This window comes from Dyella humicola (assembly GCF_026283945.1).
Taxonomy (GTDB): Bacteria; Pseudomonadota; Gammaproteobacteria; order Xanthomonadales; family Rhodanobacteraceae; genus Dyella; species Dyella humicola.
In genome coordinates this window covers 1,667,783-1,687,383 of the sequence record NZ_JAPDPC010000001.1, presented here as the reverse complement: position 1 = coordinate 1,687,383, position 19,601 = coordinate 1,667,783, and the positions used below count along the sequence as shown (strand labels likewise).

Below are 19,601 nucleotides of genomic sequence, written 5' to 3'. Positions count from 1 at the left end.
TTGTAGGCAATTTGCTGATTTGCTGCGATGCAAAATCAGTTACCCTTGTGGTCAAGCCGGCACCAACACGGGGGGAACCGTGACCTTACGCATCATTCTGGCCGACGACCACCCTATCGTGCGCAGCGGGGTACGCATGCTGCTTGAGGGTAGCTCGAACGTCGCCGTGATCGTCGATGTGGGCTCACCTGACGAGTTGATCCACGTCCTGGAACGGCAGTCCTGTGACTTGGTCATTACTGATTTCAGCATGCCCGGCGGCCAGGTCGCCGATGGCCTGAATATGCTTGGATTGATCGAGAGGCGATGGCCAAGCCTCCCTATCATCGTGCTTACCATGGTGAGTAACGCGGGCGTGCTGAGCTCCATCCTCGCGACAGGCGTACGTGGCTTGCTAAACAAATCCGACGCACTTACCGAATTGACGCTTGCTGTCCAGGCGGTCTCGCACGATCGCTACTACGTCAGCACGAGTATCGAGAGGGCACTGGACGTCACGCGCGCCGGCGGAGCCGCCGCGGCGCACCCCACCCTCTCCAAACGGGAGACGGAGGTACTGCGCTTGTTTGCATCGGGCATCACCGTGTCGGAGATCGCCACCCAGCTCAACCGCAGCGTGAAAACGATCAGCCGTCAAAAGATGGATGCGATGAGCAAACTTGGACTGAGAAGCGATCTCGAAATCTACACCTAGGCGCGCGAACACGGCTTGGTTCCCTGACGGGATAGGTGCCACGCAAGCCTCATGCAACGCCAGCTTGCCCTTGGAACCGCGCGAGAGCTCTTGCTGCCTGCCTAGGGGAAAGCGTGGCAAGGCGCGTACCCCTCTCGCGTCCGCGCTGGCAACGGCTTGAAACGCCCAAGCCATACCTGCGATCCAGGCATGGTGGCTGGATGCGCCTACGCCCGGCGGGAACGGGAGTCGAGCTGAAGATCGCCAAAAACCGCCCGGCTTGCGCCACGCTTCGAAATGGCGACCCCGGCCCGATTCGAACGGGCGACCTACGCCTTAGGAGGGCGTCGCTCTATCCAGCTGAGCTACGGGGCCAACCCAGGAAGGATAACGGGGAGATGGCGAAAGCGAAACCGCGCGGCGTCCCGTCGGATGCATAACAGCAGCGACGCATGTGATTCTGGGGCGGGATCCACAGAACCGCGAGCCATGCACGATTCGGGTCAATCCGGGGTGCTACATTCCTACGGCGCCAAAGGGGGCGCTACCGCCACTTAAGAGTTAAGAGGGGAATTATCATGACGAAGGTTGGCTTGCGCCGCGGCGCACTCGCAGCGTTGCTGTCGTTCGGACTCGTGGGGACGGCTCTTGCCCAACCCCCAGCCACCGGACTCGGACAGTCTTGGCCGAATACCACCGACGTGAGCGCCAACCCCAATTGGCACGCGTATGTCTTCGTGCTGGGGGGCATCAAATACGTCCAGATCAACGATCTCAACGGCAACGTGTTGGGCGCCGTCGGCACGGCGAACGGCCAGTTCATCACCTTGCCGATCGGTGCGTTCGCACAGCTCGTCTCCACGCCGCAGCAGCCGGCAGCCGTTGCGACGGGGGCAGCGCCCGCTGCCCAACCGTCAACGGTGTATCAAGACAGTTCGGTGCAAGTCACGGCAACCCCGCAGACAGACGGCACCGTGCAACTCCGTGCCGCTGTCGCAAACGGGTGCGACCCTATCGATTGCAATATCCGCAATCAGTAAAACGTAGGACAACCGCTGGCAGCGTTACGCGCCGCCAGCGGTTGACGGGGCATAGAGGATCACGCTGATCCGTCGACTATCACCTAGCGTCCGCTCGCGCACCTGCCCTTCGAACGTTGCCGCCCGATCCTCGATGGCCTGACGCCCCAGACCGCTGGTCGTGCGCAGCACGACGCGTGGCAGCAGTTCTTCCCAACGAATTCGCGCAACGTGCTCGGCGTCCGCACGGAAACCAATACGGAGCACGATCCAGCAGCGCCCCTGATGCTCTCCGCAACGCAAGCGCAAGTCGATATCGCTGACGTTCTTGCGCGCACAAGCCTCGGAAACGGCTTCGCAGGTGATGCGGTAGATCGCCATGTGGATCGCAGGCGGCAGAAGGTTGAGCGGTCCCCGCAAATCGCACCAGTACCCAATGCCGACTTCGCCCAGGACACGAGGAATCGTCCCCTCGCGCAAGGCGGCCGGCAAGCCACGTTCCCTCCAGCTAACAGGGTAGAGGCTGTCGGCCAACCGATAGAGCTGATCCTGCGCAATCAGTGCCTGGCGACGATAGTGACGCTCATCGAAGGCCGGTGCCAAATGCCGCATGCTCGCCAGCATCATGGCGCAGGTGGCGTGCACGGTCTCGCGGATTTGCTCCAGCACTTGCGAGGTCATGAGCAGTTGCAGCTCGCCGGTTTGCACGTTTCGCTGCGCCAGCGCTATGGCCTGACGCACATCGACGCGTTCCTTGCTCGCGCGCCGATCGAGCACGGCAATACGCGCGCCCACCAGCAACATGGTGGAAATGGCAAACGCAATCACGACCTCAGCCTGGAGGGTGCTGGGATCGTTACGCTGCGGCATCAGCACCATGAGGGCCACACTGGCCAGACTGCCACCTACTGCCGCGCCCGCCCAACCATGCCGAAGTGCCAAGGCCACCACGGGCAGAAACATCGCCACTTGGGTGAACTGACGCGTAGCGGGCTGATCGAGCCCCACCCACACGAGAAGCGACAGCACGGGCATCACCAAGAACACGCTTTCAAACACCAGTCGGCTCTCCCCGGCCCTACGCCAGAGACGACGCCAGGATCCAGCCGTCAGCTTCTGATGGAGAAGTAGAGCGAGCGGCGCGATGGTCAGGATGCCGAGGTAATTGCCAAGCACGACCTGGGCGGCAACCTCGCCCGCATGAACCGAATAGCCCGGTGGGAAAGGCGTGACAGCAATCATCCCAAGGGTATTGAGCGTGATGATTCCGGCTGCCAACAGTGCGGTGGAAAGCAGCACACCGATGTGCACCGTCGTGCGTGTCGGAAATAAGTGCCATCGCTCACGGCATACGAACACCACGGGCATGATGAAAGCGATCGAAGGCAGCAGGTTCAACAGGGACCAGGTCAATCCGAACTGATCGACGCACGTCCAGCTGATGTAGGCCAGGCGAGCCACATCGCCGGCCAGCAGCGCTGGCCAATAGCGATAGCGGGTGAGCAGCAACACGCTTACATGGAAGCCACTGAGAATGATCCAGTGACGAATCGACAAGTAGCGGAACAACATGCCGCCGAGCCCAAATGCAAGCGATACCGCGGCGTAGCGCAGCCACATGCTCGACCCTAGTCGGTTCCCCATGCCCCCACCCCGTGATGGACTCGCTTACCGGCGCCAACGTGCACGCGCTGCTCAGTCAGGCTGGCGATATCCCCTGTGAATGCGCCGGCGTTGTTTTCAAGCAGCATTATCGTAGCCCATCAGGATAGGGCACGCCGGCGCAATGACTTGCGGTCGCGATAATGTGACGTAGCGCACAGTAGCGCCCGGTACCAGGTCGACGACCGCATCCGAACGGGCACGGAAATGGAGAAAAACCATGGCGGCCAGGCGTCGAGGGCTGGCATTCGCGCCATTGGCAGGCTCCGGTGGCCGGAAAGTCAGGCGGCGCAGCGGGGCCCGCTGATCATGGATCACCGACGTTCGACCAATTCGCCCGTCAATGGGGCGGATTGTTTCCTTACGGGGACCGCACCGGTTGCCTTGCGCCGTACTCAGCCATGCGCTCCCTGGCCATACAGCGCCCTTGCTGGATCAGCCCCCCTGCGATCCGCCCCGCAGACCCGCCTGCTAGAATAGCGGTTTTATTCCCGGCGCCCTTCCCCAGCGCCTTGGTCTGGAGCTAAACATGTCCCACGAAATCCTCACCGCACTCGGTCTCGGCAGCTCGCAATCGGGTACGTATCTCGGCCAGGGCGAATGGTCCAAGACCACCGACGCTGGCACCTTGCAGCCGGTGAATCCAGCCACGGGCGAAGTCATCGCCTCGGTGTATGCCTCCAGCGCGGCGGACTACGACATCATCGTCAAGCGCGCCCAGGAAGCCTTCAAGACCTGGCGCACGACCCCGGCGCCGCGTCGAGGCGAAGCCGTGCGCCTGTGCGGCGAAGCGCTGCGTAAGCACAAGCACGCCCTGGGTTCGCTGGTTGCGCTCGAAATGGGCAAGATCAAGCCCGAAGGCGACGGCGAAGTGCAGGAGATGATCGACATCGCCGATTTCGCCGTGGGCCAGAGCCGCATGCTCTACGGCTACACCATGCATTCGGAGCGCCCGGGCCATCGCATGTATGAGCAGTACCAGCCGCTCGGCCTGGTCGGCATCATCAGCGCGTTCAATTTCCCGGTCGCCGTGTGGGCCTGGAATGCCTTCCTGGCCGCGGTCTGCGGCGATATCTGCATCTGGAAGCCGTCGCCGAAGACGCCGCTCTCGGCCATTGCCTCCATGAAGATCTGCAACGAGGCGCTGAATGCAGCCGGCTTCCCGGACATCTTCTTCCTGTTCAACGACGCCGGCACCGAGCTGTCGCAGCATTTCGTGGACGACCACCGCATCCCGTTGATCAGCTTCACCGGCTCGACCAAGGTGGGCCGCCAAGTCGGCGAGCGCGTCGCCAAGCGCATGGGCCGTTCGCTGCTGGAGTTGGGCGGTAACAACGCCATCATCCTGGACGAGAGCGCGGACCTGAAGCTGGCCATTCCGGCCATCGTGTTCGGCGCCGTCGGCACGGCCGGCCAGCGTTGCACCAGCACGCGTCGCCTGTTCGTGCATGAGTCGATCGTCGGTGACGTGACTGACAAGCTGATCACCGCCTACAAGCAGGTCGAAGGCAAGATCGGCGACCCGACCCTGGCCACCACCCTGATGGGACCGCTCAACAGCAAGGACGCCGTGCAGGCGTTCCTCGGTGCCGTGGAAAAAGCCAAGGCCTCGGGCGGTACGGTGCGCACCGGCGGGACCGCGCTCAGCGATCGCCCGGGTAACTTCGTGTTGCCGACGATTGTCACCGGCGTGAAGAACAGCGACGAGGTCGTGCAGACGGAAACCTTTGCGCCGATTCTTTATGTCATCCCGTTCAAGACGCTCGACGAAGCGATCGACCTACAGAACAGCGTGCCGCAGGGCCTGTCCTCGGCCATCTTCACGCAAAACCTGAAGTCGGCCGAGCAGTACCTTTCGGCGGGCGGCTCGGACTGCGGCATCGCCAACGTCAACATCGGTACGTCCGGTGCGGAAATCGGCGGCGCGTTCGGTGGCGAGAAGGAAACCGGCGGCGGCCGCGAGTCGGGCTCGGACGCCTGGAAGGTCTATATGCGCCGTCAGACCAATACCATCAACTACTCCAACTCGCTGCCGCTGGCGCAGGGCATCAAGTTCGACCTGTAAGGCACGGCACGGCGCATCCCGGTATCGTCCGGGGTGCGCCCGTCTCAAAAATATCCGCAGGCGCACCCTCATCGACGACAGGAGTTGTAACGATGGACGAGGCACGACGGGTTGAAGAGGCATCCACCATCAGCATGCTGGCGCTCGTCAGCCTGATCTTCGGCATCCTGGCATGGACGCTTTTGCCGTTGATGGGCATGGCGCTCATGTCGCTGAACTTCATGAACTTCGTGGCATTCCCGCTGGCCGGTGCAGTGATCGCTTCCGTCTGTGCTCGCATGGCGCTCAAGAAGATTCGCGTTTCCGAGGGAGCCCTGCACGGCGCCGGCCTGGCCAAGGCAGCCCAGGCGCTGGCCTATACGTTGTATGGCGTGGTGTTCCTGCTGCTTTCGTTCACAACGCTGCAAGTCTTCCTTCACACGCACTAGTCGGCTCAGCCCAACCTGCCACGATGACTCTCCCCCTGCGTCCCAGCTTCGATTTCCACGGTTACCGCGTTGTCGTCGCCGGAGGCAGCAAGGGCATTGGCCGCAGCATCGCGCTTGCCTTCGCCGAGGCTGGCGCTGCGGTGTCGGTCTGTGCGCGCGGCGAAGCTGCCCTCGATGAGGTGCGCCATGCCATCGCGGCTCACGGCGTCACCGCGCATACGCGAAGCTGCGATCTTGCGGATGCCACCGCGATCACCGCGTACATCGAGGAAGCCGCGCAAGTGCTCGGCGGCATCGACGTCCTGGTGAATAACGCCAGCGGCTATGGATTCACTGACGACGACCATGGCTGGCTGGCCGGCTTCCAGGTTGACCTGATGGCGGCGGTACGCGCCTCGCACGCGGCCTTGCCGTTGCTGAAGGCGTCGGCGCACGCCAGCATTCTCCACACCTCGTCGATTGCCGCCTTCCATCCGACCGTGCGCGGCGCGCCGTATGCGGCGATAAAAGCCGCATTGAGCCAGTACACGACGTCGCAGGCGCTTTCGCTGGCCAAGCACCGCATTCGCGTCAACGCGATCGCACCAGGCTCGATCGAGTTTGCGGACGGCTTGTGGGATCGTCGCAAGACCGATGCACCGGAGCTCTACCAGCAGACGCTGGCCAAGATTCCGTTCGGTCGCTATGGCAAGCCGGAAGAAGTCGCCCACGCGGCCCTGTTCCTCGCCTCGCCCTACGCCAGCTGGATCACCGGTCAGACGCTGTGCGTGGATGGCGGCCAATTGCTGTCGGGATGAACACCATGCGCGACCTCAAACCCACCGAACGCTTCAGCGACCGCGTCGCCGACTACGTGCGTTACCGTCCGGATTACCCCGTCGCGATGCTGGAATGGCTTCAGCGCGAATATCAGGTCAATCCCCACTGGCTGGTGGCCGACGTAGGCGCCGGGACCGGCATTTCCAGCAAGCTCTTTCTGGACGGCGGCTATCGTGTCATCGCAGTGGAACCGAATGAGGTCATGCGCACGGCGGCCGAGCAATGGCTGGGTGAAAACGAGCGCTTTCGCGCCGTGGATGGTCATGCGACCGCAACGGGCCTCGATGATGACAGCATCGATCTGGTGATCGTGGCGCAGGCGTTCCACTGGTTCGACCAGGATGCGGCCCGACGCGAGTTCCAGCGCATCCTGAAACCCGCTGGCCTGGCCGCCATCATCTGGAATTCCCGCCGCCTCAGCGGTACGCCGTTCCTTGAAGGCTACGAAGCGCTGTTGAAGGAATACGGCACCGACTACACCAGCGTCGCCGAACGTTACGGTGACGAGCGGCAAATGCGTTCGTGGTTTGGTGCGGGCTACCTCGGCATGGGTCGTTTCGACCATGGCCAGTTGCTGGACTTCGATGCACTGAGCGGACGCCTGATGTCATCGTCCTACGCGCCGCGCGCCGGTCACCCCTCCCATGAGCCGATGATGCACGCCTTGCGAGAGCTGTTCGATAGCTGCGCGCAGGACGGCCATATCAGCTTCGATTACGACACCGTTATCTACGTGGGCAAGGTGCCCTGACTATGTATGATCTGATTCGCCCCTTGCTGTTCGCACTCGATGCGGAAACCGCGCACGGCGCGACGCTTTACGCGCTCGATGTAGCCCAGCGCAGCAATTTCCTTCATCACCTTGTGAAGCCGCCGGCCGAATTGCCGACCGCGGCCTTCGGCATCCGCTTCCCCAATCCCGTCGGCCTGGCCGCCGGCCTGGACAAGAATGCCGATCACCTCGATGCGCTCGGCGCGCTCGGTTTCGGCTTCGTCGAGGTGGGCACCACAACCCCACGTCCACAGCCCGGCAACGACAAGCCACGCATGTTCCGACTGCCCCATCACGAAGCGGTGATCAATCGCCTCGGCTTCAACAATGCGGGCGTCGACGCGCTGGTCAGAAACGTCCAGCAGTCGGGCTATCGCGGCGTGCTCGGCATCAATATCGGCAAGAACAAGGACACGCCCAACGACACGGCGGTCGATGACTACCTGTTCTGCCTGGAGCGCGTCTACGCGCATGCCAGCTACGTGACGGTGAATATTTCCTCGCCCAACACCCAGGGCCTGCGCGACCTGCAGGAAGAGGCCACGCTGCGTCGATTCATCGAAACGCTGCGCGAAGCGCAGGAACGCCTCGGCTCGCAGAGCGGTGCGCGCAAGCCCATGCTGTTGAAGATCGCGCCGGACCTGAGCGAGACCGAACTCGACGCGATTGCCGAAGTGTTGCTGGCCGCCAGGGTGGACGGCGTGATCTGCACCAACACCACCATCGATCATGCAGCGGTGGCCGGCGATCCGCACGGCAATGAAACCGGCGGCCTTTCCGGCAAGCCGTTGTTCGCCCGCTCCACCGCTGTCCTGCGCGGCATGCGCAAGCGCGTGGGTGATCGCATCGGCATCATCGGCGTCGGTGGCATCCTCGATGGCAGCGACGCCGCCGAAAAAATCGATGCCGGTGCATCGCTGGTGCAAATCTATTCGGGCATGGTCTATCGCGGCCCGAAACTGATCGCCGAATGCGTCAACGAAATTCGCCGCCAGCGCGAGGACACTCATGGTGGCTGAGCGCGTTGACATGGGCGGCTATACGCTGATCGAGCACGCTACACTGGCCACGCGCAATACCTTGCGCGTCGATGCACGCGCCGCGCTGCTGGCCGAAGTGCGCGATGCATCGAAGCTGCCCGAGTTACTGGACTTTCCGGTCGTACGCAGCGGCCGCTTGCTGGTGCTGGGCGAAGGCAGCAACCTGCTGTTCACCGGCGACTTCCAGGGCACCGTGCTGGCCATGGCTACCAGCGGCGTGCAGGTGGAACAGGATGGTGGCGTGGCCCGCATTGCCGTGGCCGCCGGCGAACGCTGGGATGACTTCGTCCGCTGGACCCTGGGCCAGGGTTATGCCGGCCTGGAAAACCTCATCCTGATCCCTGGCACGGTCGGCGCCGCGCCCATCCAGAACATCGGCGCCTATGGCACCGAAGTGGCCGAGTTTATCGAAAGTGTGGAGGCATGGGACACGCAGGAACATCGCGTGGCCATCCTCGACCATGCGGCCTGCGCATTTGCCTATCGCGACTCGGTGTTCAAGCATCAACCCGGTCGCTATATCGTCACCGCCGTGCGCTTCGCCCTGCCCCGCTCGCGCGAGCTGCGCCTGGACTATGCGGGCATTCGCGAGGAACTGGCCCGCATGGGCATCGACAAGCCCGCGCCCTTCCATGTCGCCGAAGCGGTGGTGCATCTACGCACCAGGAAGCTTCCCGATCCCGCCGTCATCGGCAACGCAGGCAGCTTCTTCAAGAACCCTATCGTCGATGCGTCACTCGGTGAAGCGCTCAAGCGCGAGCATCCGGAACTCGTCGCCTGGGTCGGCAGCGACGGTCGCTGGAAGCTTTCCGCCGCACGGCTGATCGAAGCCAGCGGCTTCAAGGGCATGCGCGAAGGCGATGCCGGCATTTCCAACCGGCACGCGCTGGTGCTGGTCAATCACGGTCGTGCCACCGGGGCGGAGCTGTGGGCGCTTGCACAGCAAGTGATCGCAGGGGTGCAGGCGAAGTTTGGCGTGCGCCTGGAGCCGGAGCCCGTCGTGGTGGGTGGCTGAAGCTGATCCTCGCCGGGATCGCGCATGGTCGCGGCTGTCAGTTGAGTCCCGGTAGGACGGCGGCTGTTTCGCGCCATTGCTCCTTCTCCCCGCCGGGGAGAAGGTTGGGATGAGGGGCGGGTGCTCGCGATGACGCGACAATCGAGCCTTATGGCCAGCTTGCCGCTTACGCAGCGGGCGTTCCGAACCGCTGCCGCGGTCCGGGTCACTTTTCTTTTGCTGGCCCAAAAGAAAAGTAACCCAAAGAAAATGGCCTGAAGAGCTCATAGCATTACGTGGGATGCGAGCCTGACGGGCGTGGCCAGCCAGATAGGTGGCGGCCCACGGCCGACACACAGCGGTTACACCGCAACGCGCCGAGGCGGAGAGGGCTTAAGGCGTGGGTGGCGAGCTGACCATCTGCGCCTCCGGATACTGCGAACGTTTCGACCGTCGGCCAAACCTGCTTTAAGTCCTCTTCGCCTCGGCGCGTTGCGGTATAGCCGCTGTGTAGCGCCTTGGGTAGCACACGATCCGATGGCGAAAACCTTCCAACGCTTCTATCCAACGGAGTGCTACCAGCTCTAGAGGCCATTTCTTTGGGTTACTTTTCTTTGGGCCAGCAAAGAAAAGTGACTCGAGCGCCGGCAGGCGATCGAAACGCCCGCTGCGTAAGCGCACCCTGGCCACCACGCCCAGTTGTCGCGGTGTCGCAAGCACCCACCCCTCATCCCAGCCTTCTCCCCAAAGGGGAGAAGGAGCTAGGAGCGAGGGCACGGCAGATCAGCCCGCCCGCCCCCGCTCCAGATTCGGCAAGAACACCGTGATCACGCCGATCAACGGCAAATAGGCGCACAGCGCATAGACAAACTCGATGCCGCGCGCATCCGCAACCTGCCCCAACACCGCCGCACCAATGCCACCCATACCGAACGCGAAGCCGAAGAACAGGCCCGAGATCATGCCCACGCGACCGGGAAACAGGTCCTGCGCGTAGACCAGAATGGCGGAGAACGCCGAGGACAGGATCAGGCCGATCACCACGGTCAGCACGCCGGTCCAGAACAGGTCCACATGTGGTAGCAGCAAGGTGAACGGCGCGACGCCGAGGATCGACACCCAGATCACCCATTTACGGCCGATGCGGTCGCCAATCGGACCGCCGATCAGGGAGCCCGCGGCCACCGAGAACAGGAACACGAACAAGTGGGTCTGCGCGTTCTGCACTGACACACCGAACTTATGCATCAGATAGAACGTGTAGTAGCTGCTGATGCTGGCCAGATAAAAGTACTTGGAAAAAATCAGCAGGCCGAGGATCAATAGCGACCAGCCCATTTGCGAGCGCGTCAGCGATACCAGCGATGCATGCCGCACCTTGGTCTTGCCGCGCACCGTGGGGTGATCGCGATACCAGCGGCCGACCTGCAGCAAGACCACCATGGCCAACAAGGCTGCCAGCGAGAACCACGCTACGCTGCCGCGCCCATGCGGCACGATGATCCACGCAGCAAGCAGCGGTCCCAGAGACGCGCCGGTGTTGCCACCGACCTGGAACAGCGACTGCGCCAGGCCGTGTTGGCCGCCCGACGCCATGCGCGCCACGCGCGACGACTCCGGATGGAAGACCGACGAGCCCGTGCCCACCAGCGCAGCGGCGATCAACAGCACGGCAAAACTCGGCGCGGTGGCGAGCAGCAGCAGGCCGCCCAGCGTGAAACCCATGCCTACCGGCAGCGAATACGGCATCGCCTTGCGGTCAGTGATCATGCCTACCGCCGGCTGCAACAGCGAAGCGGTGAGCTGATAGGTCAGCGTGATCAGGCCGATCTGGGCAAAGCTGAGCTGGAAACCGCTCTTGAGGATCGGATAAATCGCCAGGATCAGCGACTGGATCATGTCGTTGAGCAGATGCGAAAAGCTGATTGCGCCAAGGATGCGGTAGTTCGTGCCCGATTCGGCCCGAACGGTGGGGGCCGGTGACAGCGGGATATCTTGGACGCGGGTCTGCATGGGATCTCAGTGACGGACAGGCTGGGGATGGGTGGCGCGGTTGCGTCACCGGGTCCGCCACCTTAAAGTGCCCTCAGCCGGCCCGCTTACGTCAGCGGGTCAATATCTGTTGAATTTGGGCCAAACTGTGCGCAATACCCGCGCCGATGCCTACGAGAACACGCCACGCGATGTCGTTGCCACCGGCAACGAGTACCCGCCGCATTTCGTGCTTCCCGCCCATTCCCATCACCGTGGCCAGTTGCTGTATGCCTCGACCGGCGTGCTGACGATAATCACCAGCGAAGGCAGCTGGGTGGTGCCGCCGCGCCGGGCACTGTGGATCCCACCCGGCGTCGCGCACGAAGTGCATATGGGCGGCCCGGTATCCACTCGCAGTGCCTATGTGACAGCCGAGGCGGCGCAGGCGGCCGGACTGCCGGCGCACTGCCAGGTGGTATCCGTGTCGCCTTTGCTGCACGAGTTGCTGCAGGAGGCCGTGGACCTTCCTGCGGAATACGATCTCGACGGCCGCGATGGCCGGGTGATGGCCCTGTTGCTGGACGAGATTCACCGCATGCCCGTGCTCCCGCTCAGCGCCCCATTGCCTCACGAAAGGCGGCTGGCCGCACTATGTCGCGAGTTGCTCGACCAGCCCTCGCTCGAAGTGAAGATCGACGATATGGCCCGACGCGCCGGCATGAGCCGTCGCCACTTCACGCGCACGTTCCGCGAGGAGACCGGGATGAGTTTCACGGCGTGGCGCCAGCAAGCCTGCCTGCTGGCGGCACTGACCCGGCTAGGCAACGGCGAGTCCATCACCCACGTGGCGGTGGATCTCGGTTATGGCAACCCCAGCGCCTTTACCGCCGCGTTCCGGCGCGTGCTGGGCGCTGCGCCAAGTCGCTACCTCGCCACGCCTGCCGCGTAGGTATTCGCGTCACGACGCCATGACATCGTCATCGGCATTGTCATGTTCACGTCAAACGCCATGCGCAATCTGTACGCTACGCGACAGCGTCGCAAGCACCCTGCGCTGCCATGGCCCCGGCGTCATCGGCGCCGTACTATGGCCCCTTGCGGATAGCGCGACAGTTGTGCGCCCGCCTATTGAACGGTGAATCGATGAGTACCGATGTCGTCCGCCCCAACCCCGTCCGCGAAACCGAAGCTACTGAGATCGAGCGCGTCATCATCGCCGACGCCGGTTCAACGACGGCGGCCACTGCTCCGGACCTGAACGACGCCAGCCTCTATATCAACCGCGAATTGTCGCAGCTTCAATTCAACATCCGCGTGTTGGAGCAGGCGCTGGACGAGAGCAAGCCGATACTGGAACGTCTCAAGTTCCTGCTGATCTTCTCCAGCAACATGGATGAGTTCTTCGAGATCCGCGTGGCGGGCCTCAAGAGCCAGATTGCGTTCGATCACGAAATCGTCGGCCTCGATGGCATAGCGCCCCGACGCGCGTTGGCCGAGATCAGCGAGATCACCCACAAGCAGATCGAGCGGCAGTACGCGATTCTCAACGACCGCATCTTGCCCGAGCTGGCACGCCACGGTATCCGCATCGTCCGGCGTAACGAGTGGGCGCACAAACAAAAGATGTGGGTGCGGCGCTATTTCCGCCACGAAGTGGCACCGCTGGTCACACCGATCGGACTGGATCCCACGCATCCGTTTCCGTTGCTGGTCAACAAGAGCCTCAACTTCATCGTGCAGCTGGAAGGCACTGATGCATTCGGCCGCGATTCGGGCCTGGCCATCGTGCCGGCGCCACGCGTGCTGCCACGCCTGATTCGCCTGCCTGAGGACGTGAGCGAAGGCGGCGAGAACTACGTACTGCTGTCCTCGATCATCCATGCGCATGCTGAAGAATTATTTCCAGGCATGTCCGTGCATGGTTGCTATCAGTTCCGCCTGACCCGCAACGCCGACCTTACGATCGATCCGGAAGATGTTGAGGATCTCGCGCGTGCGCTGCGCGGCGAACTGTATTCACGCCGTTTTGGCGACGCCGTGCGCCTGGAAGTAGCGGACAACTGCCCACCCGAATTGACCGACTACCTGCTGCGCCAGTACGGCCTGGCCGCCGCAGAGATGTACGAAGTGAATGGTCCGGTCAACCTGGCACGCTTGTTTGGGCTGGCCAGCAAGACGCAGCGCCCGGAGCTGGAATATCCGAAATTCACGCCCTCGATTCCGAAGGCGCTGAAGAAGGCCGAAGACTTGTTCCAGGTCATCGGCCGCCAGGATGTGTTGTTGCTGCATCCGTTCGAGTCGTTCGCACCCGTGGTGGATCTGCTGCATCAGGCTGCGAAAGATCCTGCCGTGCTCGCCATCAAGCAGACGCTGTACCGCAGCGGCGCCAACTCCGAGATCGTCGACGCGCTGGTGGATGCGGCACGTGCCGGTAAAGAAGTGACCGTGGTGATCGAGCTGCGCGCGCGTTTCGATGAAGAATCCAACCTGACGCTGGCCTCCCGCCTACAGCAGGCAGGTGCGATGGTGATCTACGGCGTGGTCGGTGTGAAGACACACGCCAAGCTCATGCTCATCCAGCGCCGCGAAGGCGAAGAACTCGTGCGCTATGCGCATCTCGGTACGGGCAACTACCACACCGGCAATGCGCGTCTGTACACCGACTACAGCCTGCTCACCTCGGACCAGGCGCTGTGCGAAGACGTGCACAAGCTGTTCAGCCAGCTCACCGGCATGGGCAAGCTGCTGCAGATGAAGAAGCTGCTACATGCACCGTTTACGTTGAAGAAGACCTTGCTCGACTTGATCGCCCGCGAAACGGCACACGCCGCCGCCGGCCGCGAAGCCCGCATCGTCTTCAAGATCAACGCCATCACCGACACCAAGATGATCCGTGCGCTATACAAGGCAAGCATCGCTGGCGTAAAGATCGACCTGATCGTCCGTGGCATGTGCTGCCTGCGTCCCGGCATGCCTGGCGTGTCGCACAACATTCGCGTGCGCTCCATCGTCGGCCGTTTCCTCGAGCACAGCCGCGTGTACTGGTTTGCCAACAACGGCGAGGATCAGTTCTACCTGGCCAGTGCCGACCTGATGGAGCGCAACCTCGACCGCCGCGTCGAGACCGGTTTCCCGATCGAGGGTAAGAAACTCCAGGCTCGCCTGAAGAAGGAGCTGGAGTTGTACCTGGCCGACAATGCCAGCGCGTGGCTGCTGCAGCCGGACGGGCGCTATATGCGCGAGCGGCCAGGCTCGAACCAGGTCAAGCGCAATGTGCAGGTGCAGCTGTTGGAGAAGTTGTGTGGCTCGGGGGCTTCGACCGACGCATAGGCCAGTTTGGGTCTGCTTCCGCCGCAATCGGATCCACCCGCCATTGGGCCTGTTGGACTTGCCCGCCATCCCTGCGGCTCTTAACAGCCGCACGGCTGGTCAAGCGGGGATGACGGGCGCGAGGGACCGAGCGAGAGTTTCAGCAGGTTCGCCGTGGAATGGTGCCCCCGCCGGCATAAAAAGTGGACTCGCTCACTTCTTGGTGATCAACCTCACCCACTCCACATAGCGATCCACAAACCCCTGCAAGAACTTGTGCGTACCCTCGCTGGTGATCTTGCCGTCGGGATCCATCAAGCCATCCTTGTTGTGGATAAAGACCTCCGGCTGCCCCAGCGTCGGCACATCCAGATAGGCCAGTACACCGCGCAAATGCTGCTGCGCGAGCGCCGTGCCGGTGGCGCCTACGGAAATTCCGATGACCGCCGCGGGCTTGCCGGCGAATGAGTTGGTACCCCACGGCCGCGAGGCGATGTCGATAGCGTTCTTCAGGACGCCGGGGATCGATCGGTTGTATTCGGGTGTCACAAACAACAAGGCATCGGCGGCCTCCACCTCCTGCTTCAGGCGTTTGCACTCTTCGGGGTAGGCCCCGTCGAAGTCCTGGTTGTATAGCGGCAGGTGGTCGATACGGAGGTGCTCGAACGTGAATTCGGGCGGCGCCAACCGCCCCACGGCCAAGGCCAGATGCCGGTTGAACGAACCCTGGCGGAGACTGCCGACCAGCACGGCCACGCGGATCTTGCTCATGCCCTTCTACTCCTTCGGATGGGGACGTCATGGGGAAGCGGGAGCCCCAAGCATGCCAGCGCAGGCGGTTAACCCCTCGTGATCGCCCCCTACCTGCCGTGACGCGCGTCTTGTGGCATGCTCTGCCCCAGCCATCCATACCTTTCGACATAGCTCAGCCAGGATCGGCCGCCTCTCCGATTGGCGCCGCCGGGCTTCACCAGGGCAAGGCCACCCCGGGCGCTTCCGGTGCGCACGGGGAGATACGACCAGGGGCAACCGGAGAGCGAGAGCAGTACGCACTTTCTTGAGTGGGCAAGTTTGCCGGTTACAGGGGAACGGCAGATGGGCGGTCAGGTCGTGCCACACGCGAGGCGTCACCGCTGGCGGATGCTGTGCATCGTCGCCACCAGTCTGCTTGTGGCCGCGGCCCATGCAGGCATCCCGCTAGCCGGCCTAACGCGAGAGGTACGCGCTGGCGATACGCCGGCCAGTGTCCTCGAGGATTACCGCCACGGCGGCCTCAATGGTTTCGACCCCCTTATGCTTCAGCGCTTCCCGCAGCAAGGGCTTGGCACGTGGGTGATCCTGCAGCCGCAGCCGCCGCTCGTCAGCGAGGAGCGCGTGCTGTCGATCTATCCGCCACCGCTGACTCCGGTGACCATGGTCACCGCCCACGGGGCGCCGCTCACCCTGTCGCTGGACGATTTCACCGCCATCGCGCACGGCAACGGGCGCCTGGCCTACCGCCTCACCGAAGACACGCCTGCGTCCGATCCGATTCTTCTCAAGTTCGAACCCGCGTCGGCGCGCGACATTCCGGTGAGCTTCCAGCTACAGACCTGGAGCGACTATCTCGAGCGGGACGCCCATTGGCTGGTCTTCGCGAGTGCATGCTTTGCGGTGATGCTGGCCATGGCGTTGATGGCGCTGTGCCTGGCCATCATGCTGCGCGACTCCACCTATGGCTGGTATGCCGGCTACATCCTCTGCTACGCACTCATCCAGGGTATTCAGACCGGCTACTTTTATCATCCACTCGGACTGACCTGGCTCGCCGGCAACGCGCCGCTGCTCGGTTCATCGGCGGTGGCATTGTCGCTGGCATTTGCCGCAATGTTCGTGGCGCGCTTTTGCGAACTGCCGCGCTACGCACCGCTGCTGCATACCCCAACGCTGGCGCTGGCGGTAGGCATGCCCCTGATCGTATTGCTGCGGAGTTGCCAGATTCCCCTGCTGCAACAGACCGCGCAGGTCCTCATCGATCCGCTGCTGATCATCGGCACGCTCTTGCTGCTGCTGGCCGCCATCGTCGCCGCCGTGCGAGGCGCCCGACCAGCGTGGTTCTTCCTGGTGGGCTGGACACCCTTGCTCGCCCTCACCGCACTGTCCAGCAGCCAGGTGAACGGCATGCTGGCGGACGTCATCTGGCTTAGCGACGCCGCCCTGGCCGCGGGTGCCTTCGAGGCCATCGTGCTGTCGCTGGGCCTGGCCGATCGCGCACTCATCATGCGTCACGACCATGAGCTGGTGCAGGAGCTTGCCGACAACGATGCCTTGACCAATGTGCTCAATCGCCGCGCCTGGACCGCTGGCGTCTGCAAGGTCATGGCGAGTGGGACCGAGCAGCCGGTGGCACTGCTATTCCTCGACCTCGACCACTTCAAGCTGCTCAATGATCTCCAGGGCCATGCCGCCGGTGATCGTGCATTGATCGCTGTGGCCGATGCATTGCGGCACGAACTACGCCCTCACGACCTGCTCGGCCGCTACGGCGGCGAGGAGTTTGTCGCCATGCTCTACGGCGTCGAGCAAGGCCAGGCGATGCAAGTGGCCACCCGTCTATGTCGCCGCGTGCATCGTCTGGATATTCCGGTGACCACTGACGGACTCGTGCTCAGCGCGAGCATCGGTATCGCCATGCGCGTGCCCGACGACACCGTGGAGTCCCTCGTCGAGCGCGCCGACCACGCCATGTATCGGGCCAAGCTCGCGGGACGCAATCGGGCGCGCCTGGATGAGAAATTGGAGACGTCGGCGCCACCAGCGTGGCCGCAGGTGGTGGAGGGGGATCAGGGTGGGTGAATGCTGCCTGGTGCGGCAACGTTGTCGATGGTCTGTGGAGATGTTGGCGCTCGCTTGCTCGCCTGCAAAGCGGCAAAGACAACCACACCATCGACGCCTCCGCGAACACCCGCCCCTCACCCCAACCCTCTCCCCGGAGGGAAGAGGGAGTTAAGGGCCTTCGGCATGACGTTGCCTCATCAAAACCATCGCCCCTCCATGGCATCATGCGCCCTCCCAAGGGAGCCCCCCATGCCCACATCCTCCCCAACCGCCGATCTCTTCTCCAACGCACCGAAGCCCAGCACCGCCTCACCCATCCGCGTCGGCATCGGCGGCTGGAACTTCGCGCCGTGGCGCAACAACTTCTATCCCGCAGGCCTGGTGCAACGTCGCGAGCTGGAGTTTGCGAGTCGTCAGCTGCGTGCGATCGAAATCAATGGCACGTACTACGGAGCGCAAAAGCCGGCGACCTATGCGAAATGGGCGGCCGAAACACCGGAGGGTTTCGTGTTCTCGCTGAAGGCGCCGCGCTACATCACCGAGGGCAAGCGACTGGCCGATAGCGCACGTGGCATCGAAGGCTTTGTCTTTGGCGGACTGGAAGCGTTTGGGGATCGCCTCGGCCCTGTGCTTTGGCAGTTGTCGCCATCGCGTGCGTTCGATGCGGATGACCTGGCCGCCTTCCTCGAGCATCTGCCACGTGAGCTTGCCGGCCGGCCGATGCGGCATGTGCTGGAAGTGCGCCACCAAAGCTTTCTGGATGAGCGCTACGTCGCGTTGGCTCGCGCACATTGCATTCCCACGGTTTTCACCGATTCGCCGCAATACCCTTCGTTAGGCGACCTCACCGGCGATTTCGCTTATGCGCGGCTGATGCGCAGCGAATCGCATATCGACAGCGGCTATGCCGCCAGCGATCTCGATGCCTGGACGGTGCGTGCCCATGCATGGGCGCAAGGTGGTGATCCGGCCGAGTTGCCCCACGTCACCGTTCCCGTTGTGAAGCAAGCGCCGCGTGACGTGTATATCTACTTCATCAGCAGCGCGAAGGAGCGCAACCCGGCTGCCGCGATGGCCTTGCAACAGCGGGTCGACAGCAAGGCCTGAGGCGCGTGACGCGTGCCTCGGCGGGGCGGAAGCTCTACACTCGCGCCACTCCATCCGGGCCCGTGCCATGCGCACACTCAAACCTTTGCTCTTGCTGGTTGTGCTGGCAGTCGCAGCCTTGCTGTGGGGCCGGCATGCGCCGGAAACGGTCCCCTCGGGAACCGGCACGCCGGCGGCATCACCCGCCGTCGCCACCTCCGGCAACCACGGCACGCTGCCCAGCTTCCTGCCGCCGGAAGCGGCCGACACACTGGCCCGCATCGCGCGCGGCGGCCCGTTCAACCACCGCCAGGACGGCGTAGTGTTCAACAACCGCGAAGGCCGCCTGCCGCCAATGCCCGAAGGCTATTATCACGAGTACACGGTGGAAACGCCGAACCTCGACTATCGGGGCGCTCGCCGCATCATCACCGGCGGCACGCCACCGCAGGTCTACTACTACACCGACGATCACTACCGCAGTTTCCGCCCCTTTGAGGTAGCCCGATGAATGCGCAATTCGATCTCGACTTTGGCGATGCCTCGCACGGCGGAATTTTCTTCGTCACTTCGGAAGACCTCGAGCCGTTGGCGGACGCCGCCGGCATGCAGGGCTTGCGCGTTTGCCGGGTCAACCTGGCCGAGTACCGTGACCGCGAGGCACTGTTCGATCAGCTGACCGCCACGCTTCGCTTGCCCGCCGACTTCGGACGCAATTGGGACGCGCTGGCCGATAGCCTGCGTGATCTCTCCTGGCTGAAAGCACCGGGCTACATCCTGCTGTTCGATCGGGCGGAAAGCATGCGCGATTCGAACGAGGAAGATTTCGACGCCCTGCTCGATATTCTCGAGGAGGCCGTGGACTTCTGGCAGGAGGCGGGTTCTCCCTTCTTTGTTTTTTTCGCGCTACCCGAAAGCGCCTTTGACGAAACCGACACCTGAG

Annotated in this window: 17 protein-coding genes and 1 tRNA gene; 14 read left to right on the top strand and 4 right to left on the bottom strand. The window is 63.2% G+C overall.

What is annotated here, in order from left to right:
- Nucleotides 1-79 precede the first annotated feature (79 nt).
- On the top strand, nt 80-694 hold the full coding sequence (locus OUZ30_RS07450; protein ID WP_266181601.1) for a response regulator: 615 nt from the start codon (nt 80-82) through the stop codon (nt 692-694).
- Between the two features lie 277 nt (nt 695-971).
- Here OUZ30_RS07450 and OUZ30_RS07445 read toward each other — a convergent pair.
- Nucleotides 972-1,048: transfer RNA gene (locus OUZ30_RS07445), tRNA-Arg, on the bottom strand.
- 203 nt (nt 1,049-1,251) lie between these two features.
- Between OUZ30_RS07445 and OUZ30_RS07440 the strand changes: the two genes are divergently transcribed.
- Entirely contained in the window at nt 1,252-1,713 is a 462-nt protein-coding gene (locus tag OUZ30_RS07440; RefSeq protein WP_266181600.1) for a hypothetical protein, read from the top strand.
- A 24-nt stretch (nt 1,714-1,737) separates the two neighbouring features.
- Here OUZ30_RS07440 and OUZ30_RS07435 read toward each other — a convergent pair whose 3' ends face one another.
- On the bottom strand, nt 1,738-3,312 hold the full coding sequence (locus OUZ30_RS07435; protein WP_266181599.1) for an MASE1 domain-containing protein: 1,575 nt from the start codon (nt 3,310-3,312) through the stop codon (nt 1,738-1,740).
- 571 nt (nt 3,313-3,883) lie between these two features.
- Here OUZ30_RS07435 and amaB point away from each other — a divergent pair.
- From amaB to murB, 6 genes are all read left to right on the top strand, one after another.
- Nucleotides 3,884-5,419: an L-piperidine-6-carboxylate dehydrogenase gene (amaB, locus tag OUZ30_RS07430; protein WP_266181598.1), complete on the top strand. Its 1,536-nt coding sequence runs from the start codon at nt 3,884-3,886 to the stop codon at nt 5,417-5,419.
- A gap of 92 nt (nt 5,420-5,511) precedes the next feature.
- Entirely contained in the window at nt 5,512-5,847 is a 336-nt protein-coding gene (locus OUZ30_RS07425; protein ID WP_266181597.1) for a hypothetical protein, read from the top strand.
- A 23-nt stretch (nt 5,848-5,870) separates the two neighbouring features.
- Complete coding sequence (locus OUZ30_RS07420) at nt 5,871-6,644, top strand: SDR family NAD(P)-dependent oxidoreductase (RefSeq protein ID WP_266181596.1); 774 nt, start codon at nt 5,871-5,873, stop codon at nt 6,642-6,644.
- A gap of 5 nt (nt 6,645-6,649) precedes the next feature.
- A complete protein-coding gene (locus OUZ30_RS07415) occupies nt 6,650-7,417 on the top strand; it encodes a class I SAM-dependent methyltransferase (RefSeq protein ID WP_266181595.1) in 768 nt (255 codons plus the stop codon).
- Between the two features lie 2 nt (nt 7,418-7,419).
- Entirely contained in the window at nt 7,420-8,457 is a 1,038-nt protein-coding gene (locus OUZ30_RS07410; RefSeq protein ID WP_266181594.1) for a quinone-dependent dihydroorotate dehydrogenase, read from the top strand.
- Between the two features lie 10 nt (nt 8,458-8,467).
- A complete protein-coding gene (gene murB / locus OUZ30_RS07405; RefSeq protein WP_266183127.1) occupies nt 8,468-9,493 on the top strand; it encodes a UDP-N-acetylmuramate dehydrogenase in 1,026 nt (341 codons plus the stop codon).
- Between the two features lie 762 nt (nt 9,494-10,255).
- Here murB and OUZ30_RS07400 read toward each other — a convergent pair.
- Nucleotides 10,256-11,485, bottom strand: a complete 1,230-nt coding sequence (locus tag OUZ30_RS07400) for an MFS transporter (protein WP_266181593.1) — start codon at nt 11,483-11,485, stop codon at nt 10,256-10,258.
- A 127-nt stretch (nt 11,486-11,612) separates the two neighbouring features.
- Between OUZ30_RS07400 and OUZ30_RS07395 the strand changes: the two genes are divergently transcribed.
- Together OUZ30_RS07395 and ppk1 are read left to right on the top strand one after the other, a co-directional pair.
- Nucleotides 11,613-12,395, top strand: coding sequence for an AraC family transcriptional regulator (locus tag OUZ30_RS07395; protein ID WP_266181592.1), 783 nt, complete (start codon nt 11,613-11,615; stop codon nt 12,393-12,395).
- A 194-nt stretch (nt 12,396-12,589) separates the two neighbouring features.
- Complete coding sequence (ppk1, locus tag OUZ30_RS07390) at nt 12,590-14,776, top strand: polyphosphate kinase 1 (protein ID WP_266181591.1); 2,187 nt, start codon at nt 12,590-12,592, stop codon at nt 14,774-14,776.
- Nucleotides 14,777-14,968: 192 nt separating this feature from the next.
- On the opposite strand, the gene OUZ30_RS07385 is transcribed toward ppk1, so the two are convergent.
- Nucleotides 14,969-15,526: an NADPH-dependent FMN reductase gene (locus OUZ30_RS07385; protein WP_266181590.1), complete on the bottom strand. Its 558-nt coding sequence runs from the start codon at nt 15,524-15,526 to the stop codon at nt 14,969-14,971.
- Nucleotides 15,527-15,850: 324 nt separating this feature from the next.
- Between OUZ30_RS07385 and OUZ30_RS07380 the strand changes: the two genes are divergently transcribed.
- The 4 genes from OUZ30_RS07380 (at nt 15,851) to OUZ30_RS07365 (ending at nt 19,600) form a co-directional block, all read left to right on the top strand.
- Nucleotides 15,851-17,590 carry a GGDEF domain-containing protein gene (locus tag OUZ30_RS07380; RefSeq protein ID WP_266181589.1) on the top strand — a complete coding sequence of 580 codons (1,740 nt, stop codon included), beginning with the start codon at nt 15,851-15,853 and terminating at the stop codon, nt 17,588-17,590.
- A gap of 231 nt (nt 17,591-17,821) precedes the next feature.
- Nucleotides 17,822-18,679, top strand: coding sequence for a DUF72 domain-containing protein (locus OUZ30_RS07375; RefSeq protein WP_266181588.1), 858 nt, complete (start codon nt 17,822-17,824; stop codon nt 18,677-18,679).
- 67 nt (nt 18,680-18,746) lie between these two features.
- On the top strand, nt 18,747-19,169 hold the full coding sequence (locus OUZ30_RS07370) for a guanyl-specific ribonuclease (protein WP_266181587.1): 423 nt from the start codon (nt 18,747-18,749) through the stop codon (nt 19,167-19,169).
- Entirely contained in the window at nt 19,166-19,600 is a 435-nt protein-coding gene (locus tag OUZ30_RS07365) for a barstar family protein (RefSeq protein WP_266181586.1), read from the top strand. The genes OUZ30_RS07370 and OUZ30_RS07365 overlap by 4 nt, the downstream gene beginning before the upstream one ends.
- Nucleotide 19,601 lies beyond the last annotated feature (1 nt).